The sequence below is a fragment of the Pseudoalteromonas maris genome (assembly GCF_049257235.1).
Lineage (GTDB): Bacteria > Pseudomonadota > Gammaproteobacteria > Enterobacterales > Alteromonadaceae > Pseudoalteromonas.
The window spans coordinates 256,004-280,859 of the sequence record NZ_JBMMUF010000003.1; the positions used below are offsets into that span (position 1 = coordinate 256,004).

A 24,856-nucleotide genomic window follows, 5' to 3' on the forward strand; every position below is an offset into this window, starting at 1 on the left:
GCTCAGCCCAAAGATTTACCGAGGATGGTTAAGCTATAATGCTTGCCATCCATTATCGCCACGTTCGGCAATTCTCCCCAGCGCACAAACCCACCTCGCTCAAACAATTTCATACTCGGAGTGTTGTGACTAAAGATAAACGCTAATAAAGTAGATATATTGAGTGCTTGTGCTTGCTCCTGAGCAAACTGCAAACATAACTTACCCAGCCCTCTGCCGCGTACCGACTCACACAAGTAAATCGCTATTTCTACCGTCTGATCATAAGCAGGACGACCATAGAAAGACTTAAAACTAAGCCAGCCAACAATCTTTCCTTGTTCTTTGTAAACATAAATTGGACGCGCAGGTGAATGACTTAAAAACCATTCGCGACGAGACTCAACACTCACCGGATCAGTGTCTGCTGTTACCATACGCCCAGCAATAGTTTGGTTGTAAATGGCAACAATGCTGGGTAAATCATCTAAGCAGGCTTTTTCGAACATATCTGGCTAAAATACACGTTGATCACTTGAGGTGATAATAACGTAATGATCACACAACACAATTAAATTGAGAGTAACTATGATTAAAGCAATTATCCCTACCCTGACTCTACTGAGTGGCCTCTACGTGGGGAGTGCCTCGGCGACACAACAATGTGACGACTTTACTAATGTCGATGTCAGAAAATTGCGCTCGAATGACACTGTTAACTTGTGCGCTTTCAAAGACTCTCCGCTGTTAATTGTCAACACAGCAAGTAATTGTGGCTTCACTCCGCAGTTCAAAGAGCTAGAAGAGTTACATCAAAAATACAAAGACCAAGGCTTGGTCGTATTAGGCTTTCCATCGGATGATTTTTTTCAAGAAGAAGATGAAGAACAAGACACCGCCAAAGTCTGCTATATCAACTACGGCGTAACCTTTACCATGCTCGCGCCCACCAGTGTGCGTGGCGACGACGCTCACCCCGTGTTTCAATTCTTAAATGATCAAACCAGCTCACCGAACTGGAATTTTTATAAATATCTGGTTTCGAAAGACAGAACACAGGTAACGCGCTTTAACAGCCGCACTAAGCCTCTATCAGATGAGATGATTGCGGCAATTGAAAAGTCTCTGCAATGACATCGACGAATAGTTGGCTACACTTAACTATTACCTTGGGGTTGATAAAACCCCAATTAAATCAACTACAAAATGGAGTAACGGCATGTCATTAGCGAGTGCTAGACACATACTGGTAGACAACGAGGCCCTGTGCCTCGACCTCAAAGAACAAATAGAACAAGGCGCTGACTTCGCCGAATTGGCGCAACGCCATTCAATGTGCCCCAGCTCACAAGACGGCGGCGCGTTGGGTGAATTTGGCCCGGGAATGATGGTTCCAGAGTTTGATAAAGTCGTCTTCTCTGCGCCTTTAAACGTTGTCCAAGGCCCTGTGCAAACTCAATTCGGCTACCACCTTTTGGAAGTCACAAGCCGAACAGATTAATTCCTTTAAATTTCAGTTGCATTGCCAGCAAACCCTGTTATTTTGAAGCACTCTAATCAAGCTTCAATCATTGGCGGGTTTAGCAATGCAACTGTATGGTTCTGACACTTCTCCTTTTGCACGTCGTCTTCGCATGATGTGTATGCAACAAAATCTAAATGTTACCTACGAACACATCGATATTTTCTCTGCAGAAGGTCGCAAAAAACTATTGTCTTTGAGCCCTGTCGCCAAAATCCCTTTTTTAGTGGATGGTGAACAAGTGGTACTGGACTCAAATGTCGTCTTTGACTATCTGTGCCAAAAGCATAACATTGCACCTTTGGGTTGGGATGAGCGTAATCAACTCACCACCATCAATGCTGCTAACGACTCAGCAGTCGAGCTGCTGATTTGTGCACGTTCAGGTTTTGATACGTCAGAACAACGCTTATTCTTCGATTTACAAAAGCAACGCATCGCTCAATGCCTCAGTGCTTTAAATCAGCAAGTTGAGAGCATGCAGAACGAATATGTACTCATCAGCTTATTCTGTTTGGTGGATTGGCTATTATTTAGAGAGTTAGAAGATTTAACGCCTTACCCAGCTCTGGCGGTATTCCACCAGCACTACCAGCAAACACCATGGGCACAACACACTGACCCTCGACAAGGATAACACCATGAACCAACACGACATTGAAATCGAATCACAATGGGACCTTTTTTGCGAGAATGTAGAAAAGAGCAAACAAGTGTGGCTTCTCGCCTCTGATGATGGCGGCCTCGCATCGGTGAGTTCTGCCTATGATGACCAGCAAGATGTGTTGCTGCTTTGGCATAGCCAAGAATTAGCTCAACAACAATGCGTAGGTGATTGGCAAGACTTTGAGCCTATCAGCATGCCATTAATCGATGTCATTGAAGACTTCGCGCCACAGCTGATAGAGGATGATGTCATGGTTGGCATTAATTGGGATCAGCAAGTATGTACTGAGCTCTGTGCAAAATCATTGATTAGTGCATTTACTGACTAGTTCCTGTGAAATCTCATTTAGGCCGTCGCCCATTTTCTGCAATGGAACTACATACTCTATTTTCTGGGTATATTTATGGCGATGAAAAGCTACCTCGTGAACAGCCCAAGCATTGGCACTTTTGGTTACCAATGCTGGCATACTACACAGGTGGATTTAGTGATGAATTGGCCTCCATAGAGCTAGGTGATATCGATATAAGCTCTACGGTATCTTATTTTCACCTTCATACGCACGGCAAAATTAAAGCCCGAAAAATTCCCATCCATCCGCATTTGTTCAATGTCGGCCTAAATGATTACCTTGCGTATCTACAAGCACATTCACACTCTCGCCTGCTGTTTGACTTACCTTCTAAATCAGGTAGGTACAGCGAGAAGGCACGCATTTGGTTCTCTGGAGAAGGTGAGCGCGCGGGGTATATGCAAAAGTGCCAGCTGCCCACCGTCGACCAACACGGTCACAAGACAGCTCTGAGCAGTCTGCGCCTTAATTTTGAGCAGTCTATTCGCATAAGTGCTATGCAATTGAACGCCAAACCCGGGTTCTATTATTTGCTTGGACTAAAAGATTACCCGCACGATTGTTATGAAGACTTACGTCTGCTGCAAAAAATAGTCAAAGGTGTGCGGGTTGTTAATCCTCAAGCGCATTGGCAGCGTTTTATTACCCGCCATTAAGCGCCTGTAACGCGCCCTGCTTAATCATTGTGCTCACAGACGAATGCCAACTTCTGCCCCTCAAAGAGGTAGCTCAAACGCGTCACGCGGCCATCACAATATGTACTGACATCGTGCCATAGCGATGCCGGTTGAGCATTGCCGATATGTTTGGTGTAAATGCGGTTTTGTGAAGCGTAAGCGATGGTATCAGCATCGACCCAAGTGTAATCTTCAACCTTATTAGGTAAACGAAATAACTTTGTCACTTCCTTTGTTTTTGGATTGTATAAGCTCAACCAATTTTGCTCCAAAGCAATGAAGGTAAAACCTTGCAATTGCGCGCTATAACTAAACGTACGTCCAGGATTAGCGGCAACAAACGATAACTTTTCCGGCTGTGCAGTGCTAAAGTACTGCGCTGTATGGGGCTCACCTAAGGCGAATATAATTAAATCGTCACTCGCCCCCCATGCGTGATAACCAACGGTTACACCGTTATCCAACAATCGCTGGGCAGGCTCATTATAATCTAAAGAGTAACGCCACAGCTTTTGGGCTCCATTTGGCTCAACTACAACACTGGAGATAGCATCATCGTTTGGGATCAGTGTCGGCGAATATTCACTGTGCAAAGGAGTGTTAGTGATGTTAGTGATAGCTTTGCTCGCAAAGTCATAAAACAGGATGTCTTTTTGCGCGCCTTCGCCTGCACCAAGCTCAAAGCTAAAGTACACTCCTTTAGTGGTTACTTGTGGCTGATTGCTGTAGTGACCTAATTCACCGATAGGCTCCACGTTAATCTCAGCGGTATTGCTACTATGAAGAAGAAATATCTGGCTTTGCGCACTCACCATGGGACTCAATACAAGTGCCCATAGTGCCCCTAATGTTTTTGATAATTTCATGATTTTTATTCTTAATTTCACTGCCTACATACTAACCTGATTTAAGGTTAGCGCAAATAACCCCACTTGATTTAACCGTGCACGACCTTTATAAAGGGTATTTGAGTTAACAAACGATTAAACTTATGTCGGCAAAACACCCCATTGTAGCGATTACAGGTTCTTCAGGCGCAGGTACCACTACAACCACGAATGCGATTAAGCATATTTTTCGCAGCCTTGACCTTAATGCCGCCTTCATTGAGGGAGACAGCTTTCATCGTTACACCCGCCCGGAGATGGATAAAAAGATCCGTGAAGCAGAGCAACAAGGCCGACACATCAGTTACTTTGGCCGTGAAGCAAACGACTTTGGGGCATTAGAAGAGTTATTCAGCAACTATGGGGAAACCGGCACAGGCAAGGTACGTCGTTATCTACACACCTTTGACGAGGCAGTACCCTACAACCAACTTCCCGGCACATTCACACCATGGCAAGAATTAGATAGCGGCACCGATTTAATGTTCTATGAAGGGCTTCATGGTGGCGTTGTCGACGAAGAACATGATGTCGCTAAGCATGTAGATTTGCTCATCGGCATGGTTCCTATCATTAACCTTGAGTGGATACAAAAGCTGATCCGAGACACCTCTGAACGCGGCCATTCTCGCGAAGCGGTAATGAGCTCCATTGTTCGTAGTATGGATGATTACATCAATCACATTACGCCACAGTTTTCACGCACTCACATCAACTTTCAGCGTGTGCCAACGGTTGATACGTCAAACCCGTTTAGTGCTAAAGATATTCCGTCACTGGATGAAAGCTTTGTAGTGATACGCTTTCGCGGCATAGACAACGTCGACTTCCCTTACTTTTTACAAATGATCGACGGCAGCTTTATGTCGCGCATGAACACCTTAGTGGTGCCCGGTGGCAAGATGGGATTAGCGATGGAGTTACTGCTTACACCTCTTATCAAAGAGCTGTTGGTGAAAAAGCGCGCTTTAGAACACTTAGCGCCAGCCGATTTACCCATCTAGCCAGCGCCAAATATGAGAAGCCTAGTGATATTAGGCTTCTGGCAAGTTGCGTCCGTAGAAGATCTCTTGAATCTCACGATTTAGACGCTCACGGATCTCTTCTTGCTCAGCTTCACCAAGCTCATCCGTTGTAACACCGAACAAATACGTATTTAGGTCTGTTTCCTTAAGCATCATCTTAGTGTGGAACAGGTTTTCCTGATATACGTTTACATCCATCATTTGATACAGCTCTTTGGTATCGTCTGTCATGTAATTCTGGATAGAATTGATCGCATGGTCGATGTAATGCTTCACACCATTAACGTCACGAGTGAAACCACGAACTCGGTAGTCGATCGTCACAACGTCAGACTCTAAAGAGTGAATCAAGAAGTTTAGCGCTTTCAATGGCGAGATAATGCCACACGTCGACACTTCAATATCTGCACGGAATGTACAAATACCATCGTGAGGATGCGATTCAGGATACGTATGCACACAAATATGGCTTTTATCTAAGTGTGCAACCACTGAATCAGGCAATGGTCCCGGCGTTTCTTCACTGTCAAAACGCTGTTCATCCACTGGCTCTTCTGAGATCAGAATAGTTACACTCGCGCCTTGCGGGTCATAATCTTGACGAGCAACATTCAGAATGTTCGCACCAATAATGTCTACCACTTCACCTAGGATATCGGTTAGACGATCTGCGCTGTACTGCTCATCGATATATTCAATGTATTCTTTACGCTGTTGCTCTGTCTTTGCATAGCAAATATCGTAAATACTAAAACTTAAGCTTTTGGTTAAGTTATTGAAACCATGAAGCTTAATTTTGTCAAAGGGCTTGTTCACTATAAACCAACCTCAACTTAGTCACGAAAGTCATCAAGGGACTTAAAAAAGAGCGCGGATTTTAGCCTAATTTAGTCCCTCGAAAAAGCACTTTTTAAGCAATTTCTCGCACTTCAAAACTATGAGTGATTTGTACAGACTTTTCCAGCATCAACGCAACCGAACAATACTTTTCTGCAGACAGCGATACTGCGCGCTCAACGTGCTTCTCACTCACACCTGAACCGGTAACAATAAAGTGCAGATTAATCTTTGTAAATACACGCGGTGCAGACTCTGCACGCTCGCCACTGAGCTCTACTTGAACGTCAGTCACTTGCTGGCGTGCTTTCTTTAGAATGCTAACAACATCAACTGATGAACATGCACCCGCAGACATAAGCACCATTTCCATTGGCGAAGGCGCTTTGCTATCACTACCTGTATCGAATACGACATTGTGACCTGAGTGAGATGTACCAATGAAGGTATCCCCTTCAACCCATTTTACTTTCGCTTGCATGTAAACCTCGTTGTTTTAATTTCTTGCATGGCGATTGTAAAACAGCCACGAAGTGAAGCAAACAACGAATTAAAATTATTAGCATCCCTAGTCATTCTATGTAAGTCGGGTGATAACACAGACAAAATCACCCACAGGCGCTGCCTGAGGGTTCAACCAAAGGTGTGCACTGCGTTGTCATGGGCTATTAGCATAGTTCACTGTGCGCCATCACCACTGCTAGCATTGAAAGCCTTTGATTTGTATTTCAAAGGTCATCACGCACTTGCGATAGCATTGTCGAAGAGGTTTTTGATCAAGCCTGCAAATTCATCAATGAATTCACGCTGCTCTTTTGTGACTGGTTGGTTTACCACTGAACTAAGTACTTCTTGAAGGTCGTATACGATACCGTCTGTTTCGCGCACTATCATACTGCGCTGCTCGGTATCGAGTTCTGTGTGCTGTTGGCAAAAACGAATGATTTGCTCAGCAATTACATCCTCAATAAGAGACATTACTGTAGGAGCATTAGGGTCAACTTCACCTTGTTTTTCAAACAAAGCCAAGTTCTGTGTTAGATACATGATGAGATCATCATACCCTTGCTTATCAACTACCATGAGTTACCTTAATGCGTCTTAACTACTTAGAATACTTACTAGATTTAAGCAGAAAGGCGACCCAAAAGCTAGCCGATAGCAAATACAAAAAAAGCAGCCAAGGCTGCTTTTTCTTAGTGCATTAAGCTCAGGCGCTTAGTCTAAACTCAAACCTGGGCTTAACTTTTCAGGTAATGTAACCTGCTCTAGTTCAACAGATGCTACTGGGTAGGCACAATAGTCAGCTGCATAATATGCACTTGCGCGATGATTACCTGATGCGCCAATGCCACCAAATGGTGCTGCACTTGATGCACCTGTGATTGGACGGTTCCAGTTCACAATACCAGCACGAATACGGCGTAGGAAGTAGTCGTAGTCTTCTTCGCTATCACTCAATAAACCGGCTGACAAGCCATAAGCTGTGTCATTACCCAGTCTAATAGCCTCATCGAAATCAGCATAACGGAACACTTTTAACAATGGTCCAAAATGCTCGTCATCTGGAAAATCACTGACATCTGTACAATCAATTATTCCCGGAGTAACAAAGCCTGTACCAGGGGTATGGGTAAGCTCAACTAAAGATTTAGCACCTAAATCAAGTAGTTGCTGTTGTGCAGCCACCATACCTTTAGCTGCTGCTTCTGAAATCATCGACCCCATAAACGGCTGCTCTGGTGCATCATACACATCAACCTTGATATTGTTCGTCGCACTAATTAGTTGCGCCAGTATCTCATCGCCTTGCTCACCTACAGGCAAAAACAGTTTACGCGCACATGTACAACGTTGACCGCTTGAAATAAACGCTGATTGGATGATGTCATGCACAGTGGCTTTAATATCACTGACACCTTTCACTATAAGTGGGTTGTTTCCCCCCATCTCAAGAGCAAGGATTTTCCCTGGTTGACCTGCGTATTGCTCATGCAAGATATGCCCGGTACGTGACGAGCCAGTAAAAAATAACCCGTCGATATCGCGGTGCGCCGCCAGTGCCTTACCCGTATCAACTTCGCCTTGTACAAGGTTGAGGACTCCTGCTGGTAAGCCTGCTTGCTGCCACAGCTTTAATGTGAACTCAGCAACCGCAGGTGTCAGCTCAGAGGGCTTAAATACCACCGTGTTACCAGCAAGAAGTGCAGGAACAATATGACCATTTGGCAAGTGCCCCGGGAAATTGTATGGACCAAACACGGCAACAACACCGTGCGCGCGATGGCGAATTACAGCGCGTCCCTGTGGCATGGCATTTTCAACCGTACCTGTACGCTCTAAATATGCCTTTTCTGAGATAGCAACCTTGCCCACCATCGCAGCTACTTCAGTGCGTGTTTCCCACAGCGGCTTACCAGTTTCTTTAGCGATAATAACCGCAAGCTCTTCTGTATTATCTTTTAGTTGCTCAGCGAAGGCCTTAACTACCTCAAGACGCTCAGCAAATGATGTGTCTGACCATGGAATAAACGCATTACGTGCAGCGTGCACCGCATCGTTCACTTGCTCAGCTGTTGCGGTGTTCGCTTGCCAAATGACGTCATTATTTGCTGGATTCACTGAATGAAATGCATGACCTTCGCCTGCAAGCCACTGGCCATTAATAAATTGCGCTTGATGAGACATAACTCTGACTCCTTACAGTGCTGCTACACAAACGCTATCACCCTCTGACACTTTGAGGGCCTGCGCTGTTTGCTGACTAAGAATAATGTGTGTGTCGTCGCTGTTGTCAAAATCAATTTCAACCACGACAGCTCTGAATTGGTCAATCGCTTGATTGGCTACCATCACCGCTGTGTCGCCAGCATTCTCGCCGATGATCACTTTACGTGTGCTGCTGTTCATCACTGTGCGAATATTTTCGACTTTCGCTTCCACCGTTGGGCCCGCATCAAAAATGTCGACGTAACCATTGAAAGTGAAACCCTCGCTTTTGAGCATTTCAATGGCAGGACGCGTGTTTGGATGCACTTCGCCCACAACTTTCTGGGCATCTTGACTTAGCAAATTGACATAAATCGGATACTTGGGCATCAGCTCTGCAATAAATACCTTTTGGCCAATACCTGTTAAATAATCCGCAGTTGGAAAGTCCATTGAGAAAAAGTGCTCTTCCAACCATTGCCAAAATGGGCTATTACCATTTTCATCTGATACGCCGCGCATTTCAGCAATAACAGTAGGTGCAAAGCGCTCACGATGCTGGTCAATAAACAGAAAACGTGACTTTGACAACAACTTTCCATTGTATTTTTGGCGGAATTTTTCTTTGAGGAATAGGGTGCACAGCTCAGTTGCTCCGGTGTAATCATTACACAGAGTTAAAATATCAACTGCCTTATATACCCCTAACGTGCGTGACGAGTGAATCACTTTCGAAAGGTGATAATGATAAAACGCATCATCAAGACCTACCGCAGCTTCAATACCACAAGTTCCTGCGATTTCGCCTGTTTCAGAATCTTCTAGAACAAACAAATATCCTTCATCACCGGCTTTATCTGTCGGTTTAGAAAATGACTCCACTGAACGATTGATCTTGTTACGTAACAATTCCTCGTTAAGTGGTAACGAGGTGAATCCATGACCCGACTCTTCTGCGATAACCAGCAGTTCTTGGAAGTCTTCTTGTTGGATTGGGCGAAGAACCATCATTGATCCGCTTACTCCCTAAAATTAAATCCGCAACGGGCTGGCATATGAGCCAGCCCTTCATAATGTGCGCCTGTGATAGACGCAGTAAATCTTAAACTAGGCTTGCAACTGCCTTTTCGAAACGTGACATACCTTCACGGATCTCTTCTTCAGTGATCACCAATGAAGGCGTGAAACGAACTACTTCGGCGCCTGCTACCAGTGACATCAATCCATGTGCCATGCTCGCAACTAAGAAGTCACGTGCACGCCCTTTGAACTTGTCGTTCACCACGGCTCCAATCAATAAACCTTTACCACGCACTTGTGAGAAAACGTCATATTTGTCGTTGATATCGTTAAGTAATTGCTTAAACAACACTTCTCTTTCTTTAACGCCATCAAGTACAGCTTGATCATTAATGGTATCAAACGCAGCCTCAGCAACCGCACATGCCAATGGATTACCGCCATATGTAGAACCATGAGTGCCCGGCTTTAAGTGCTTCGCAATTTCTTTGGTCGTCAACATCGCGCCAATAGGGAAACCACCGCCTAAGGCTTTTGCTGAGCTAAGAATATCTGGAGTTACACCCAGACCTTGATAGGCGTACAATTCACCTGTACGGCCTACGCCTGTTTGCACTTCATCAAAAATTAACAATGCATTGTGCTTGTCACACAGTTCACGAACACCTTTAACAAAGTCTAGTTCTGCACAAATGATCCCGCCTTCCCCTTGTAGCGGCTCCATCATTACCGCGCAGGTATCTTCATCAATCAGCGCTTTAAATGCGTCCAGATCGTTGTAATCACAATGCACGATGTCACCTGGCTTAGGACCAAAGCCATCTGAATAGGCCACTTGTCCACCCACAGTCACAGTGAAGAATGTGCGCCCGTGGAAGCCTTTGTTAAATGAAATGATTTTAGACTTTTGCGCACCATAGTTATCAAGTGCCCAGCGACGCGCTAATTTCAACGCAGCTTCGTTCGCCTCAGCACCTGAGTTGGCAAAGTACACTTGCTCAGCAAACGTTGCATCGGTCATTTTCTTGGCCAAACGCAACGCAGGCTCGTTCGTCCAGATGTTTGATAAGTGCCAAATCTTCTCGCCCTGCTCTTTTAGCGCAGCAACAAGTTTAGGGTGACAATGACCTAGACAGTTAACAGCAATGCCTCCAGCAAAGTCGATAAACTCATTACCTTGCTGATCCCACACGCGAGCCCCTTCACCATGAACAGGGATAACCTCTGACGGGTTGTAGTTAGGTACCATTACTTCGTCGAATAATGCGCGATTAACTGTCATTTTATTTCCTCATAGAGTCTATTTAACACTAGGTCGCTGTGTGAGAGTGGGAATACAAACCATCTTGTTTGCTTGCCTAGGTTAACACTTTGAAAACCACCCAAGGTGGCCTAATGTTGGTGCTCAGACACCTGTTAATGCTGGGTATTATTTCAGAAAAAAATGACGAAGTCTCATGCAAAGCTTTCATGTAGACCGCGTCATTATTGAGATTGAGGATATATTTGCACCTTCAGTGAATAACTATTTTCCTGTTAAGTGCAATAAACCCATCGCGCGCTTAGTATCACTTCAGTGCAGCGTGACAGGAGGGAGTTGAATGAATATACGTAAAAAAATTTACAATTTTTTTTCAGCGACGACTTAAATCGTCTCAATTTGCAAGGCAAGGCTATTAAGATTGGTATTTTCTAGCAAACTCACGTGCGCCTTTTCTAGGCCCACATAGTCATACCACAAGGCTATTTCATCTGGTTCAATAAGCTGATGTTCTTTAAGCATCATGCATTGGTTGTAACAATCCGCTAATGCAATTGATTTAGCCACTCCTGATTGCTCATAAGATTCGACTAAGGCGATATCATCTAAAATGGTGTTAAGGGGCAAGTACTTTAACTCCATTTTTTCTACCAAACGACGAGTGACTTCAATTGAGCGCTCGACAAACAAATTACGCAAAAATAGCGGATCTGGCTCAATTGCAAACAGCGCATCGTACAAATCCTTGTTACCATCTTCACGTGCTAACGTCAGTTTGCGCTGCGAGATTTGTTGGAAGATTTTCAAATACAAGCGCGTCAGGGCTATCTTACCCAATTCCATGAATAATCCACCAATGTAGGCTGGAAAGGCTGGCTGTTGATGTAAGCTCGCAATCTCATAAGCCGCAATAGCTCGCGTCATTGCCGATTGCCTCAATTTACGCTTGAGCAGTGGAAAAGGTTCGGTGCTATAAGGAAGCCAATGACGCATGGCGAAGGTGGGAATTGTCAGCCTCAGATTTTCAATGCCAAGATAACGAAGAGCTAACGCTGGTGTATCTATTTTTACTGCGCGCATGTTCCGCTCTTGGCGGTACTGGGGCAAATTAACTAAGGCAACGAGCTCTTTACCTAACCAACCTAAGTCTTTCATAAGCACTTCAATATTATTAAGACTGGCAGCTTTAGTGGCTAGTTTGTCGATCATCAAAGGGACTGCATCTTGAATGCCAATGAGGTCGTAATAAATGTTATCGAGGTCGTCTAACTGTTGGTTAATGGCATTATCAATAACAGAATGCAAGTTAGCGCTTACTCTTGCTCTATACTGCATTTGTTTGGAGGTGGCTTGTTCGCGTTTGGACTGAGCTGCTTGTTCTACAGATAGCAGAGTCCGCTGCTTAAGTGGTTTATCATCACCACCGCTGAAGGTCTGAATAAAGCCAAGCTGCTGCTGTGCGAAACTGTGTCCCAATAGAAGATCATTGAAACGTTGTTCAAGTGCAGTAACACGCTGTCGAGTAAGCTCTGTTTTTGGAACCATACCTGGGTCGTTAGTATCTATTTATAAAATGTTGCAACATATCAAGTCCGTGCTCGGTCAGAATTGCTTCTGGGTGGAACTGGATCCCCTCTAACGCTTTAGAAGTATGAACCAATCCCATAATTTCATCCATCTCTGAAGCAATATTCTCAGTCCAAGCAGTCACTTGTAAGTCATTTGGTACGCTTTGAGGGGCAACAACCAAAGAATGATAGCGACAGACCTCAATGTACTCAGGAAGCCCTGAAAAAACTCCCTGTTCCGTGGTACGAATACGAGATGTTTTGCCATGCATCACGTGTTTCGCACGAATAACCTCTGCACCTAAAGCTTGAGCAATCGTTTGATGCCCCAAGCACACACCGAGTATGGGTATGTCACCTTGATAACGACGCACTACATCCAAACATATACCTGCTTCGTTCGGGCTACACGGCCCCGGAGACAAAACGATATGTTGTGGTTTAAGTTGAGCAATATCAGCAACACTGAGCTCATCATTGCGTTTAACCAACACATCTTGGTCTAGGCGTTGGAAATACTGCACCAAGTTAAAGGTGAATGAGTCGTAATTGTCGATCATCAATAACATGGAATCTTCCACTAAAAAGCCAAGCAAAGCTTGGCTTTAGATATTTAAAAGCGCGCAGATGCTTACGGACGAGGGATAAAGCCTAGCGCATCGTACACGGCTTTCAATGTTGGCTCTGCCTTGGCGCGCGCCTTTTGCGCACCGCTTGCCATAATGCTATCTAATAAAGCTTGGTCTGCACGAATCTCTTTGAAGCGCTGCTGAATTGGCTCAATCATAGCGACCACAGCGTCTGCTGTATCTTTTTTCAAGTGACCATACATTTTATCTTCGTATTGAGGCACTAAGTCTTCAATCGAGCGCTTAGTGGCAACCGAAAGTAAGGTCAACAAGTTCGACACACCTGGCTTTTCGTCTCTATCAAAATAAATACGTGCTTGCTCGTCCGAATCGGTCACTGCTTTTTTGAGTTTCTTCTCAATCTTCTTCGGTTCATCGAGCAACATGATGTAGGCATTTGGATTGTCGTCTGACTTAGACATTTTCTTCAACGGGTCTTGCAAGCTCATTACGCGCGCACCGAGCTCAGGAATATACGGCTCTGGGATCTTAAACACGTCACCGTACAGGTTATTAAAACGGGTAGCGATATCGCGGGTCAGCTCTAAGTGTTGTTTCTGATCTTCACCCACTGGTACCTGATCTGCCTGATACAATAAGATATCAGCCGCTTGAAGTACGGGATAAGAGAACAAGCCCACGTTTACATTATTGGCATGTTTTGATGACTTATCTTTGAACTGGGTCATGCGATTAAGCTCACCCATTTGCGCATAACAGTTCAATACCCACGCTAGTTGCGCGTGCTCTGGCACTTGTGACTGCACAAATAAAGCGGCTTTTTCTGGGTCAATACCACATGCTGCATACAAAGCGATGCCATCCAGTACACGAGAGCGCAGTAACTCTGGCTCTTGGCGTACCGTGATGGCATGCAAGTCAACCAACATAAAGTAACTTTCATGATGTTCTTGCAAACTTAGCCACTGGTTAATGGCGCCAACATAATTGCCGATTGTCATACCACCTGTTGGCTGAATGCCGCTTAACACTACTGGTCTACTCATGATGTTCCTTTATTGCTAAATCAGTTAATGGCCGTGATTATATCTAAGAATTGGCTGCAGAGGTACTGTGGATTGTACTGCGATAAGTCTTCACCTTGATGGTACCCACCGCTGAGCGCCAGGCAATCCATACCGGCTGCTTGTGCTGCTAACAAATCAGACTTTGAGTCGCCAATCATCAAGCACTTGCTCGGCTCAACGCCCAGCGCTTTGCAGGCGCTAAGAAGCGGCTGAGGCGAAGGCTTTTTATCGCCATCATCACCACAGACGAGCACGTTAAAATGGCTATCAATGCCATGTTTGTGCAGTAGCTCGGTGGTAAAGCGACGCGCTTTATTGGTAACGACAGCTTTGGGTAGAGCACTAAACGCCGCAAGCACAGTTTGCACATGAGGATACAGGGCACTGTGTTGGCCGATTACTTCAAGGTAGTGTTCGCAAAATAATGTCGTAGCGCGCTCTATCTCAGCCTCACTAAGTAGCGGGTTTGCATTCATGTCACCACTTAACGCCCTGATGACAAGTTGCTCAATGCCATTACCAACAAACTCGCTCACCATAGCGTGAGAGATGACTGGACGAGCTAAGTCTGTAAGCATCAAGTTAGTAGCGAGGTACATGTCTGGCACACTATCAACCAAGGTGCCATCTAAATCGAACAATAAGGCGTCGTACTTCACGACGCTACCTTTGCTAATTCGGCACGCATTTGCTCAATCACAACTTGGTAGTCACTTTGACTGAAGATAGCTGAACCGGCGACAAACATGTCTGCTCCTGCAGCGGCAATATCAGCGATATTATCAACTTTAACACCGCCATCGACTTCCAAACGGATATCGCGACCGCTAGCATCTATGATGTCGCGCACCTGCTTAATTTTATCCAGAGTGTGTGGAATAAAACTTTGTCCACCAAACCCAGGATTAACCGACATGAGCAAAATAACATCAAGCTTATCAATCACATGCTCAATCACATGCAAAGGTGTAGCTGGGTTAAATACCAAACCAGCTTTACAGCCATGCTCTTTGATTAAACTCAGGGTTCTGTCAACGTGTTCACTGGCTTCTGGGTGAAAAGTAATGATGCTCGCCCCAGCATTAGCGAATTCGGGCACTAATGCATCCACAGGCTTGACCATCAAATGCACGTCAATCGGTGCTGTAATTCCGTAGTCTCGTAGCGCCTTACACACCATCGGGCCAAACGTGAGGTTAGGCACATAATGATTGTCCATCACATCAAAGTGCACAACATCTGCACCAGCACTAATTACGCGCTCAACATCCTCTCCTAATCGAGCAAAATCTGCCGAGAGGATCGATGGCGCAATAAGGAAATCTTTCATTACACTGCTCCTTTGAACGGGCCTATACTTTATCGAAAATTACCAGTGGTTGTTAGCAGTGAAAGCGAGTTTTTCACTTACCCTAGCGCTGATATAGAGAAAAATGGCGATAACAAATACAGTGAACCGCACATACCAGCGATACATTTTAATTCTTTTGTTAACAATGATCGAAATGCTGTGCCAAAGAGTAAAACAGATTAATCATACACTTAGGCAATAAAAATTAACACAAATGAAACATAAACCCATTATTTTTAAAGAAAAATTGCTGAATATGCGTAAAACGACAGTTGTTTTTTTAACCAGCTTTGCGTATGCTTAGGTGATAGCTTCAGGAGTGGAGAGTTATATGTTAATAGGAATGAAGACACAAGGATTGCTTGCAGGCACGACGGCATGTGCTCTGCTTTTTGGTGCCTACAGTTTACAAAGCAGTCCTGACTCAATTGCCAACGCGAGCACACAATGCCAATGCAGCTATGCGAAATCTAACAACTCACCAGAATACGCAAAAAAATGCGCAACACAACAAGAAGAGCAGTCTTGGTTCGCATGGTTCACAGGCGATAGCCGCAGCGCGCAATTCCATTACCTAGATTTGCTAGAGCTTCTTAGTCGCGACGACAGCAAGAACGCACGTCACTTCTCAAGCAACACATACTAACCACCAATGTGGTCACAGTTCCAGGCGGTTATTGCCGCCTTTTTTGGGGTGCAAAGTGATGCAAAAAGAAAGCATGACTTTGAACATCATGACCCTAAAGTCATTATTGCCATCGCCATCTCATTTTTTATTGTTTTTGTATTAGCCGTGATTGGCTTGGTTAAGCTTGTACTTGCCACCGGATAAATACATCGCCATTAACTCACTGACTTTATTTCGGCCATTACCTTTAGGGCTGATCGTTCTTTTCACATTAAGCACGTCTATGTCTGCTTGCTCGTATATTTTGCGAGTCCATACGGTGTCGTGATTAGAGATCAACACTGATGTGTGCTGTTCACACGCAGCCTGCTCAGCTAGGTTAGCTAAGTTAGCTTGGTCATCAAGATTAAAGCCACCTTTGGCATAACTGGTGAATGAAGCCGTTTTGCTCAATGGCACATAGGGGGGATCGCAATACACTACTGAATTTTTGGGTAATGCAGCGAATACGTCTTTATAACTCAAGCAAGTGAAAGTCGCCTTTTGTGCCTTTTCAGCAAAAAAGTACATTTCTTTCTCGGGAAAGTATGGTTTCTTATATTTACCAAAAGGTACATTAAAAATACCTTTTAAGTTATAACGACATAAGCCATTGTATCCATGGCGGTTCATATACAAAAACAAGATCGCACGCTCGTACGCGTCATTACTTTTATTGAAGCGCTCACGCAAGCCATAGTAAACGTCTGAGTCATTATTTATATCACTAAAAAGCGTGCGTGCATCATTGATGAACTCATCAGGCGCGTGACTTAGCTCTTTATACAGATTAATTAAATCGGCGTTAATATCATTGAGTACATAGTGCTCAAAGTTGGTGTTTAGAAAAACAGAACCCGCACCAACAAAAGGCTCTACGAGGGTAGATGCAGTGCTACCTGTTAGCTCTTGGGCTTGGTCTAAACGTTTGGCAATATCTTCAACCAAACTATATTTGCCGCCCGCCCATTTCAGGAAAGCACGGGTTTTCTTTTGCATCTATTCTTCTAACTCGTCTATTTATATCGTTATTTATGGCATCTAAGGCTAATGAAAACGGCCTCAGCTGGCGCCAAATTCTACCGCAATTATGGTGTAGGTTGCGAGTTTATCTCAACTTTTATCTGGCGGATCTGCTTTGCATAAGGCTTTATGCCGGAAATTTTATTTGCGATTTCACCACGCTGAGCATCAAGTTCTGACTTAGTCGCTGCGGGGGACCATGTAACCACATACCACCCTTTATCAGCTCGGAAATAATGCTTTGCACTCCCTTGAAGCTGATAACGCTGAAGGTACGCATTAAGTTGCGATTGGCTAGAAATAATGGTTAATTGCCATACCCATAAGTCATCGTTTTGTTGCTGATACCAAGGGTGATCAAACGCCTCTCCCTGTGTGTACGCAACAACATCGGTATTCGTATTACTTTGATTCAACTCGGTGTTAGTCTGAGTTAGTATCTGCTGCTTGGGCGGCTGTGCGACTTCATCAGCGTCCTTTTCTGATGGTTCAGAAGGTGTTTCTACCTGCGCTTGTGATTCGACCAGCTCCTGTGGAGGCGTCGTCAAAATTGACTCGTTCTCATGCTCAACGGTGTTATTGCTCGCTGACTCTGATGCAGGCTCTTCATTCTTAATACTGATGTCACTGCCATTATCTGGCTCTTCAACAACTTGATTCCCCTCGCTTAGGCGCGGCAAATCCACAATGACTAAGGCAGGCTGCTGGTCACTATCAGGCAACGCATCTTGAGCATCAGGATTAAACTGAACTACGGCCCCGATCAGGGTGATCACGCACAGCAACGCAAAGGCAATTATCCAATTTGTGTTGAATCGATTAGCCTGTACTTTTGGCATTTGCTGCTCACTGCGTTGCCATTGTAATAGCAGTGCTGGATTACCGTTACATGCATCTAAAAACTCAGAAAATATTAAATCTTCTCTGGGTGGCAAAGTTTCATAGAAAAAGCCCATCAGTCGCAGGCTTTCTTGGGGTGTTAACGGCTCAAGGTGAATATCGATAGCACCATCGAATAACCCTCCCTGAGACGACGCACAAAGGATATAAAGAGTGCAAGGTGCATTGATAGCTAACCATTCAAGCTCTGCGATAAGCTCTTGTGATAAGTGTTTGGCATTATCGATGACCCACAAGATTTCTCTTTCACCTTGCTCGTCGTGCAAGCGAAGAAAGTTTTCACGCAATGACTGTGATACATCGATCAATGGGTAAGAAAAGCTGTGCTCCAACAACTGTGTTTGCACGTCGGCATCTGACGTCGACGTACTGACCAATACATAGGCTTTATTATATTCTTCGTAGTGATCAGTTATGAAATGTTCTAGTAGATAGCTTTTACCGTAACCTGCGCCACCCACTACATGGATGAGATTCTGACCATAACTAAATTGTAAAGCGATGCGATGAGCTAACGCTTCACGAGAGGGAAGAATTTGCGACTGCATTAGTGTGCGAGCAATACCTGAAGTTCGCCTTCGGTGACGTCATCAACCAACTCACATCGACCAAATTGAACAGGCAAGATAAAGCGAATTCGCCCTGCCTTATTCTTTTTGTCCTTGCGCATGTGATTCATAAAATCATCGAAGGTCATCTGTGCTGGTACATCGGTTGGCAAGTCGTATGCTTTGATAAGACTCACTGTGCGCGCCAGCTCAGCATCGGTTAAATCACCTCTGCTGTGTGCCAACGTTGCGGCCAATACCATGCCGGTAGCGACAGCCTCTCCGTGCAGCCATACTCCATAACCCATTTGCGCCTCAATGGCATGCCCAAATGTATGGCCCAAATTGAGTAATGCACGCAGCCCTGCTTCTTTTTCATCTTGGGCGACTATTTCAGCTTTGATAGCACAACAACGATGTATTACACGCGGCAAGATATCAGCATCAAGCGCCTGAATTTGCTCACGGCTATTCTCTAGCAGCGTAAACAACTCTGTGTCATAAATTAAACCATACTTGATGACTTCAGCCATACCCGCTGCAAACTCTTTCGCAGGCAGAGTTTTTAGGACTTCAGTATCAATAAATACCGCCTGAGGCTGATAAAACGCACCAATCATATTCTTACCCTGTGGGTGATTGACCGCTGTTTTACCACCAACTGAAGAGTCTACTTGCGATAATAACGTCGTTGGTATTTGAATAAATGGCACGCCACGCTGATAACACGCAGCAACAAACCCTGTTAAATCACCAATTACACCGCCACCTAACGCAATCAAACAGGTATCGCGACCACAATTATGCTCAAGTAGAAACGCATTGAGACGCTCAAACCATTCTAAGGATTTATATTGCTCACCATCAGGCATAACGAATGTTAATGGTTCTAGATGGGCTAGCGTGTTGTGTAACGTACTGAGGTATAGAGGAGAGATTGTTTCATTGGTAACAATTACCGGCCTACTTTTACCAATAAATTGGCTTAGCATTTGGTTTTTTTGCAGCAGATTGCTACCAATGAATATAGGATAACTGCGCTCACCGAGTTCAACATTAAGTTCCAGCATGCGCAGTCTCCTTTTAATATTTAGAAATTGAGTTTCTCGATAATTTGATTCGCAACGACTTTAGCGCTTTGCTCGTCAGTACGCACCACGATATCAGCAACTTCTTGATACAAAGGATTACGCTCCTCGGCAAGACGTTCTAATACGTTTTTAGGTGCTTCTTCTGTTTGTAACAGAGGACGACGCTTGTCACGCTGTGTACGAGCAACTTGCTTTTCGATTGGGGTTTCTAGGTATACAACGATACCGCGAGCAGACAGTTTGTTGCGTACTTCTTTACTGACTACTGAACCACCACCTGTTGCAAGTACGATACCTTGAAGTTCAGTAAGATCAGTGATCACTGCTTCTTCACGACGACGGAAACCATCCTCGCCTTCAATATCAAATACCCAAGCGATATCCGCACCTGTGCGGCGCTCGATTTCGTTATCTGAGTCATAAAACTCAAGGTGTAGTTGGTCTGCAATGTGGCGACCAATTGTGCTCTTTCCGGCCCCCATAGGACCTACTAGAAATATATTACGTTTCTCAGCCATATCTTTTAGTACAAACGAACTCTAAAATTTGAAATAAAACCCCGCCTCGCGACTGGCCCCAAAATTCAAGGGTGAGATTATCTCAGTAATTTATGCCTGTTTTCAAGCATAATACTGCAAATAATTACAGTAGACGGATGGTCGGTGATAGAAATCCAATCAAGTCGTGAAAACGATTCTGTAATACGTTGGCTTTCTATGATTAGTCGTGGATTAAAGCCTATTAACCTTTGCTGTTTATGTGCCTAAAATAATACTTCACTGAACTTTCAGGCGCGTCACGTTTAACGAGTAAACGGCAATGACGGTGCATGCAATTTAGCGCATAAAACAAACCGCAAAGACTAACAGTCTTAGGCTTATTTGATCACTTTTAAGTGACTGCTTTTCTTACCTTTTTTGTCGTCCTGACTTTGTTCACGACTCGTGTGCGGATTAGGGTTTTCTATCGCCTCAAATCCAGCATTAGAGTGTTCTGCTGACTCAGTGCTTTGCGGTACTGCGCCTTCACTCTGTTGCTCTTCGTAAGTCTCATCATGAGTAAATACGGTGCCTTCACCATTTTCACGTGCATAAATAGCCAAGATTGCTCCCATTGGCACGAACACCTGCATAGGCTGTCCGCCAAAACGCGCATTAAAAGACAATGCGGCGTTATCCATAGAGAATGCTGTAACAGCAGTTGGGCTAATATTCAGTACAATTTGCCCATCTTGAACAAATTGCAATGGCACTTGTACGTTCGCAAAATCGGCGTCAACAACCAGGTGCGGAGTGCACTGGTTGTCAACTATCCAATCATAGAAAGCACGAAGTAGATAAGGTCTATTCGGCGTCATTATAGACGGATCTCACGTTCTGCTTCAGTTAGAGATGCTTGGAATGACTCACGCTCGAATAAGCGGATCATGTATTCTTTAAGCTCTTTACTGCCAGCACCGCTTAGCTCAATACCTAGCTCAGGTAAACGCCATAATAGTGGCGCTAAGTAACAGTCAACTAGGCTAAACTCTTCACTCATGAAGTAAGGTGCTTCATTGAAGATAGGTGCTACAGAAAGCAAAGCTTCAGTTAGTTCTTTGCGAGCTTGCTCTGCATCACTTCCACCGGCATAAATTTTTGCAGCCAGAGAATACCAATCAGTATCGATACGGTGCATCATCAAACGACTGCGTCCACGCATTACTGGGTATACAGGCATTAACGGAGGATGCGGGAAGCGCTCATCCAAATATTCCATAATGATGTTTGCTTGGTACAAACCCAGCTCACGATCAATCAAAGTAGGAACTGTGCCGTACGGGTTAATTTCGTGCAAAGCCTCTGGCAAGTTATCCTTCTCCGCCAAATGAATATCCACGCTAACGCCTTTTTCAGCCAACACAATTCGAACTTGATGGCTGTACATACAGTTAGCACCGGAAAACAACGTCATTACAGGGCGTTTATTGGCAGCAACGGCCATGCCTACCTCCATTAAAAAATCACAAAGTACTTAATACTTTTTAGATCAGCGCTCAAGAATTTGGTCAAATTCTAAGCAATCATTATAAACAGCAATAGGGGCATACGCCCCTATTCAGTTAACTGGTTGATTATTCTAATTAATGAACATCACGCCAGTATTCTTTCTTCAGTAAGAAAGCAAGAATGAACAGAATAAATAGGAAACCAAGTACTTTGATACCCAATGATTCTGACTCTAAACGCGATGGCTCACCTACGTACTCAAGGAAGTTAGTAATGTCACGAGCAGCTTGGTCGTATTCAACATCACTCATTTCACCTGTGCCGTCAGTTTCCACTGCAACCACTTTCTTAACTGTTTTACCGTTCTCTTCAACTTCCTCATATACAGGAGTTGGTAAACCTTGAAGTTCTTGCAGAACGTGTGGCATACCTACTGAAGGGAACACGATGTTGTTAACGCCAAATGGACGTGACTCATCTTTATAGAACGACTTTAAGTACGTGTAGATGTAGTCAGGTGATTTAACACGAGCAATAAGCGTTAAATCTGGTGGCGCAGCACCAAACCATTTCGCCGCATCATCTTCGTCCATTGCATTAGTAATGTGGCTACCTACTTTTGAACCATCGAAAATAAGCGTCTCTTCACCAATCTCAGTTGGGATTCCGATATCACGGAATGTACGCTCATAACGCTGATACTGCATTTGGTGACAACCAAGACAGTAGTTCATAAATAACTTGGCACCGCGCTGCAATGAAGCTTGGTCAGTCAAATCGATGTTTGCATCTTGCAATGGCATCGATGGGCCAGCTGCCATAGATAGTGTTGGCAGCAATGCGAATAAACCAATAACTAGCTTTTTCATCATTTCGTCAACCTCTCTGGCAATGGCTTAGTTTTCTCATTCTTCGAATAGAAGAACAATAACACGAAGAACATGAAGTACGTCACCGTCGTGATTTGCGACAATATCGTCTTAAAGTCCGTTTGCGGAGTAGCACCAACCCAACCTAGGATTACGAAAGTTACTACAAATTGTGCGATGTTTAGCTTGTGTAAACCACAACGGTAGCGAATCGAGCGAACTTTACCACGGTCAATCCAAGGTAGTAGCGCTAGCACTACAATTGAAGCACCCATTGCAATTACACCCAGCAGCTTGTCTGGGATTGCACGCAGAATCGCATAGAACGGCGTGAAGTACCAAACAGGGAAGATGTGCTCAGGTGTTTTCAGTGGGTTGGCAGCTTCAAAGTTAGGCGCTTCAAGGAAGAAACCACCCATCTCTGGTGCGAAGAACACCACGTAACAGAAGAAAATCAAGAAGCCCACAACACCCACAATATCTTTTACTGTGTAGTAAGGGTGGAAAGGGATCGCATCAACGATGTCTTTCTTATTTGTATAGTATTCGTGGAATTCGAATTTTGCTTTGTCTTCTTCAGCAACTGTACCCTTCTTACGCTTGATATCGATACCGTCTGGGTTGTTTGAACCCACTTCGTGAAGCGCAACAATATGAAGGAATACTAAAATAACTAGCACAAGTGGCAGTGCAATTACGTGCAGGGCGAAGAAGCGGTTAAGCGTTGCACCTGAAATTACGTAGTCACCACGGATCCAAAGTGTTAAGTCGTCACCAATAACAGGAATCGCACCAAACAGTGAAATGATTACCTGTGCACCCCAGAATGACATTTGACCCCATGGTAGTAAGTATCCCATGAACGCTTCAGCCATTAGTGCTAAGAAGATGAACATACCGAACAACCACAGTAGCTCACGTGGCTTTTGGTAAGAACCGTAGATCATGCCACGGAACATGTGCAAGTAAACAACTACGAAGAACGCCGAGGCACCCGTAGAATGCAGATAACGTAGCAACCAACCGTATTCAACATCACGCATGATGTATTCTACAGAAGCAAACGCGCCTTCAGCAGAAGGTACGAAGTTCATCGTTAACCAGATACCGGTTACGATTTGGTTTACGAGTACTAGCATGGCTAGTGAGCCAAAGAAGTACCAGAAGTTAAAGTTTTTCGGTGCGGGATATTGTGCGATGTGCATATTCCAGACGCGAGTCATTGGAATACGATCATCAATCCAACTGATAATTTTACCAAACATTATGCTGCCCCTTCGCCTTCTTCTAAACCAACTAAGATAGTTGTGTCGTCAATGAAATAATAAGGAGGGACCTCTAGGTTTAGAGGCGCTGGAACCGACTGGAATACTCGACCAGCCATGTCAAACTTAGAACCGTGACATGGACAGAAGAAACCATCATCTGTACCTTCCACTTTTTCACCAAAGCCACCTTGTAAGAAGCTTGGTGAACAACCTAGGTGAGTACAAATACCCACAGCAACAAAGATACTTTCTTTAATAGAACGGAACTCGTTCTGCGCGAACTCAGGCTGTTGCGGTTCTTCAGACTGAGGGTCACGGAGTTTATCTTCGTGTGCTTTAAGTTGTTTTAGCATTTCCGGTGTGCGCGAAATAACCCATACAGGTTTGCCTCGCCATTCAACACGGATCAGTTGTCCTGGTTCTAGCTTTGAAATATCTACTTCTACGGGTGCACCCGCAGATTTAGCTCTTTCACTAGGGTTCCAAGACGCAATAAAAGGAACAGCAGCTCCAACCGCACCCACGCCACCTACAACAGAGGTAGCAATGGTCAAAAAGCGGCGTCGGCTGTTGTCTACAGGCGCATTGCTCATCCACTTATCTCCACTATGATTCTCAACACTTGCTATATTGAGAACATCAGTTACAGCAGGTTAATTTTTTGAAGTTACAAAATAGAAGCGATCATAAATAAAAGCCTTGATTAAAACAAGGTTATTCACTGTTTCGCAGTCGAATAAACACCCGTCTTGTACGTTGTACGCAACCAAAACGCTTATTCGATTATTAAGCAGTGTTTAATAGTACCGCACTTACTCGCCGCCGGTGGTGATAAAGATCAATATCCAAGCAGCTAAGTAATTTAAAAACCAATAGTCTATTTGCCCCGCAATTGTAGCAAAAATTTTCTAGGATTATCGGTCTGATTTGCATTAAATCAGTGAAATTAAGAAATATTCGTGTTGAAAAAGCAAAGACCAAGAGAAATTT

The 24,856-nt window shown here is 44.3% G+C and carries 30 protein-coding genes; 8 read left to right on the top strand and 22 right to left on the bottom strand.

Features of this window, described 5'->3' with window-relative positions; translation table 11 throughout:
• Positions 1-2: 2 nt before the first annotated feature.
• Positions 3-488, bottom strand: a complete 486-nt coding sequence (locus tag AAEU32_RS06115; protein WP_421969640.1) for a GNAT family N-acetyltransferase — start codon at positions 486-488, stop codon at positions 3-5.
• 79 nt (positions 489-567) lie between these two features.
• Between AAEU32_RS06115 and AAEU32_RS06120 the strand changes: the two genes are divergently transcribed.
• The 5 genes from AAEU32_RS06120 to AAEU32_RS06140 all read left to right on the top strand — a co-directional run bounded on the left by AAEU32_RS06120 (position 568) and on the right by AAEU32_RS06140 (position 3,176).
• Positions 568-1,113: a glutathione peroxidase gene (locus AAEU32_RS06120; protein WP_421969641.1), complete on the top strand. Its 546-nt coding sequence runs from the start codon at positions 568-570 to the stop codon at positions 1,111-1,113.
• Between the two features lie 85 nt (positions 1,114-1,198).
• Positions 1,199-1,480, top strand: coding sequence for a peptidylprolyl isomerase (locus tag AAEU32_RS06125; protein WP_421969642.1), 282 nt, complete (start codon positions 1,199-1,201; stop codon positions 1,478-1,480).
• 85 nt (positions 1,481-1,565) lie between these two features.
• Positions 1,566-2,138, top strand: coding sequence for a glutathione S-transferase family protein (locus AAEU32_RS06130; RefSeq protein WP_421969643.1), 573 nt, complete (start codon positions 1,566-1,568; stop codon positions 2,136-2,138).
• Positions 2,139-2,142: 4 nt separating this feature from the next.
• Positions 2,143-2,496 (top strand): DUF2750 domain-containing protein, encoded by a 354-nt coding sequence (locus AAEU32_RS06135; protein WP_421969644.1) that lies wholly within the window; start codon positions 2,143-2,145, stop codon positions 2,494-2,496.
• Positions 2,497-2,501: 5 nt separating this feature from the next.
• Complete coding sequence (locus tag AAEU32_RS06140) at positions 2,502-3,176, top strand: site-specific integrase (protein ID WP_421969645.1); 675 nt, start codon at positions 2,502-2,504, stop codon at positions 3,174-3,176.
• 20 nt (positions 3,177-3,196) lie between these two features.
• Here AAEU32_RS06140 and AAEU32_RS06145 read toward each other — a convergent pair whose 3' ends face one another.
• Positions 3,197-4,063, bottom strand: a complete 867-nt coding sequence (locus AAEU32_RS06145; protein WP_421969646.1) for a hypothetical protein — start codon at positions 4,061-4,063, stop codon at positions 3,197-3,199.
• A gap of 125 nt (positions 4,064-4,188) precedes the next feature.
• On the opposite strand from AAEU32_RS06145, the gene AAEU32_RS06150 reads away from it, so the two are divergent.
• Positions 4,189-5,088 carry a phosphoribulokinase gene (locus tag AAEU32_RS06150; protein ID WP_421969647.1) on the top strand — a complete coding sequence of 300 codons (900 nt, stop codon included), beginning with the start codon at positions 4,189-4,191 and terminating at the stop codon, positions 5,086-5,088.
• A 30-nt stretch (positions 5,089-5,118) separates the two neighbouring features.
• Here the strand turns inward: AAEU32_RS06150 and speD are convergent, their stop codons facing one another.
• From speD to rpe, 11 genes are all read right to left on the bottom strand, one after another.
• Complete coding sequence (speD, locus tag AAEU32_RS06155; protein ID WP_421969648.1) at positions 5,119-5,925, bottom strand: adenosylmethionine decarboxylase; 807 nt, start codon at positions 5,923-5,925, stop codon at positions 5,119-5,121.
• 94 nt (positions 5,926-6,019) lie between these two features.
• Positions 6,020-6,427: an OsmC family protein gene (locus AAEU32_RS06160; RefSeq protein WP_421969649.1), complete on the bottom strand. Its 408-nt coding sequence runs from the start codon at positions 6,425-6,427 to the stop codon at positions 6,020-6,022.
• 257 nt (positions 6,428-6,684) lie between these two features.
• Positions 6,685-7,029, bottom strand: coding sequence for a DUF3802 family protein (locus tag AAEU32_RS06165; protein ID WP_421969650.1), 345 nt, complete (start codon positions 7,027-7,029; stop codon positions 6,685-6,687).
• A gap of 135 nt (positions 7,030-7,164) precedes the next feature.
• Complete coding sequence (astD, locus tag AAEU32_RS06170; RefSeq protein WP_421969651.1) at positions 7,165-8,634, bottom strand: succinylglutamate-semialdehyde dehydrogenase; 1,470 nt, start codon at positions 8,632-8,634, stop codon at positions 7,165-7,167.
• A gap of 12 nt (positions 8,635-8,646) precedes the next feature.
• A complete protein-coding gene (astA, locus tag AAEU32_RS06175) occupies positions 8,647-9,666 on the bottom strand; it encodes an arginine N-succinyltransferase (RefSeq protein ID WP_421969652.1) in 1,020 nt (339 codons plus the stop codon).
• A gap of 91 nt (positions 9,667-9,757) precedes the next feature.
• The gene (locus AAEU32_RS06180) at positions 9,758-10,957 is read right to left on the bottom strand and encodes an aspartate aminotransferase family protein (RefSeq protein WP_421969653.1); all 1,200 of its coding nucleotides are present in this window, start codon (positions 10,955-10,957) and stop codon (positions 9,758-9,760) included.
• Positions 10,958-11,320: 363 nt separating this feature from the next.
• On the bottom strand, positions 11,321-12,481 hold the full coding sequence (locus tag AAEU32_RS06185; protein ID WP_421969654.1) for an HDOD domain-containing protein: 1,161 nt from the start codon (positions 12,479-12,481) through the stop codon (positions 11,321-11,323).
• A gap of 10 nt (positions 12,482-12,491) precedes the next feature.
• Complete coding sequence (locus AAEU32_RS06190) at positions 12,492-13,073, bottom strand: anthranilate synthase component II (RefSeq protein WP_421969655.1); 582 nt, start codon at positions 13,071-13,073, stop codon at positions 12,492-12,494.
• 62 nt (positions 13,074-13,135) lie between these two features.
• Positions 13,136-14,140: a tryptophan--tRNA ligase gene (gene trpS, locus AAEU32_RS06195; RefSeq protein ID WP_421969656.1), complete on the bottom strand. Its 1,005-nt coding sequence runs from the start codon at positions 14,138-14,140 to the stop codon at positions 13,136-13,138.
• A 20-nt stretch (positions 14,141-14,160) separates the two neighbouring features.
• On the bottom strand, positions 14,161-14,820 hold the full coding sequence (locus tag AAEU32_RS06200) for an HAD-IA family hydrolase (RefSeq protein ID WP_421969657.1): 660 nt from the start codon (positions 14,818-14,820) through the stop codon (positions 14,161-14,163).
• Positions 14,817-15,491, bottom strand: coding sequence for a ribulose-phosphate 3-epimerase (rpe, locus tag AAEU32_RS06205; RefSeq protein ID WP_421969658.1), 675 nt, complete (start codon positions 15,489-15,491; stop codon positions 14,817-14,819). Before rpe ends, AAEU32_RS06200 begins: the two co-directional genes overlap by 4 nt.
• 352 nt (positions 15,492-15,843) lie before the next feature.
• Here rpe and AAEU32_RS06210 point away from each other — a divergent pair, with 352 nt between their 5' ends.
• Both AAEU32_RS06210 and AAEU32_RS06215 read left to right on the top strand, forming a co-directional pair.
• Entirely contained in the window at positions 15,844-16,158 is a 315-nt protein-coding gene (locus tag AAEU32_RS06210; RefSeq protein WP_421969659.1) for a hypothetical protein, read from the top strand.
• 6 nt (positions 16,159-16,164) lie between these two features.
• A complete protein-coding gene (locus AAEU32_RS06215; RefSeq protein ID WP_421969660.1) occupies positions 16,165-16,344 on the top strand; it encodes a DUF2970 domain-containing protein in 180 nt (59 codons plus the stop codon).
• Here the strand turns inward: AAEU32_RS06215 and AAEU32_RS06220 are convergent.
• The 9 genes from AAEU32_RS06220 to petA all read right to left on the bottom strand — a co-directional run bounded on the left by AAEU32_RS06220 (position 16,300) and on the right by petA (position 24,459).
• Positions 16,300-17,178, bottom strand: coding sequence for a Dam family site-specific DNA-(adenine-N6)-methyltransferase (locus AAEU32_RS06220; protein ID WP_421969661.1), 879 nt, complete (start codon positions 17,176-17,178; stop codon positions 16,300-16,302). The two genes, AAEU32_RS06215 and AAEU32_RS06220, sit on opposite strands and share 45 nt — an antisense overlap.
• A gap of 89 nt (positions 17,179-17,267) precedes the next feature.
• Positions 17,268-18,650, bottom strand: a complete 1,383-nt coding sequence (locus AAEU32_RS06225; protein ID WP_421969662.1) for an AAA family ATPase — start codon at positions 18,648-18,650, stop codon at positions 17,268-17,270.
• Positions 18,650-19,720 carry a 3-dehydroquinate synthase gene (gene aroB, locus AAEU32_RS06230; protein WP_421969663.1) on the bottom strand — a complete coding sequence of 357 codons (1,071 nt, stop codon included), beginning with the start codon at positions 19,718-19,720 and terminating at the stop codon, positions 18,650-18,652. The genes AAEU32_RS06225 and aroB overlap by 1 nt, the downstream gene beginning before the upstream one ends.
• Before the next feature lie 20 nt (positions 19,721-19,740).
• The gene (aroK, locus tag AAEU32_RS06235; RefSeq protein ID WP_421969664.1) at positions 19,741-20,259 is read right to left on the bottom strand and encodes a shikimate kinase AroK; all 519 of its coding nucleotides are present in this window, start codon (positions 20,257-20,259) and stop codon (positions 19,741-19,743) included.
• Positions 20,260-20,618: 359 nt separating this feature from the next.
• Entirely contained in the window at positions 20,619-21,098 is a 480-nt protein-coding gene (locus AAEU32_RS06240; protein ID WP_421969665.1) for a ClpXP protease specificity-enhancing factor, read from the bottom strand.
• Positions 21,098-21,724, bottom strand: coding sequence for a stringent starvation protein SspA (sspA, locus tag AAEU32_RS06245; RefSeq protein WP_421969666.1), 627 nt, complete (start codon positions 21,722-21,724; stop codon positions 21,098-21,100). The genes AAEU32_RS06240 and sspA overlap by 1 nt, the downstream gene beginning before the upstream one ends.
• 139 nt (positions 21,725-21,863) lie before the next feature.
• Positions 21,864-22,601 (bottom strand): cytochrome c1, encoded by a 738-nt coding sequence (locus AAEU32_RS06250; RefSeq protein ID WP_421969667.1) that lies wholly within the window; start codon positions 22,599-22,601, stop codon positions 21,864-21,866.
• The gene (locus tag AAEU32_RS06255) at positions 22,598-23,863 is read right to left on the bottom strand and encodes a cytochrome b (protein WP_421969668.1); all 1,266 of its coding nucleotides are present in this window, start codon (positions 23,861-23,863) and stop codon (positions 22,598-22,600) included. The genes AAEU32_RS06250 and AAEU32_RS06255 overlap by 4 nt, the downstream gene beginning before the upstream one ends.
• A complete protein-coding gene (gene petA / locus AAEU32_RS06260; RefSeq protein WP_421969669.1) occupies positions 23,863-24,459 on the bottom strand; it encodes a ubiquinol-cytochrome c reductase iron-sulfur subunit in 597 nt (198 codons plus the stop codon). Before petA ends, AAEU32_RS06255 begins: the two co-directional genes overlap by 1 nt.
• Between the last annotated feature and the right edge of the window lie 397 nt (positions 24,460-24,856).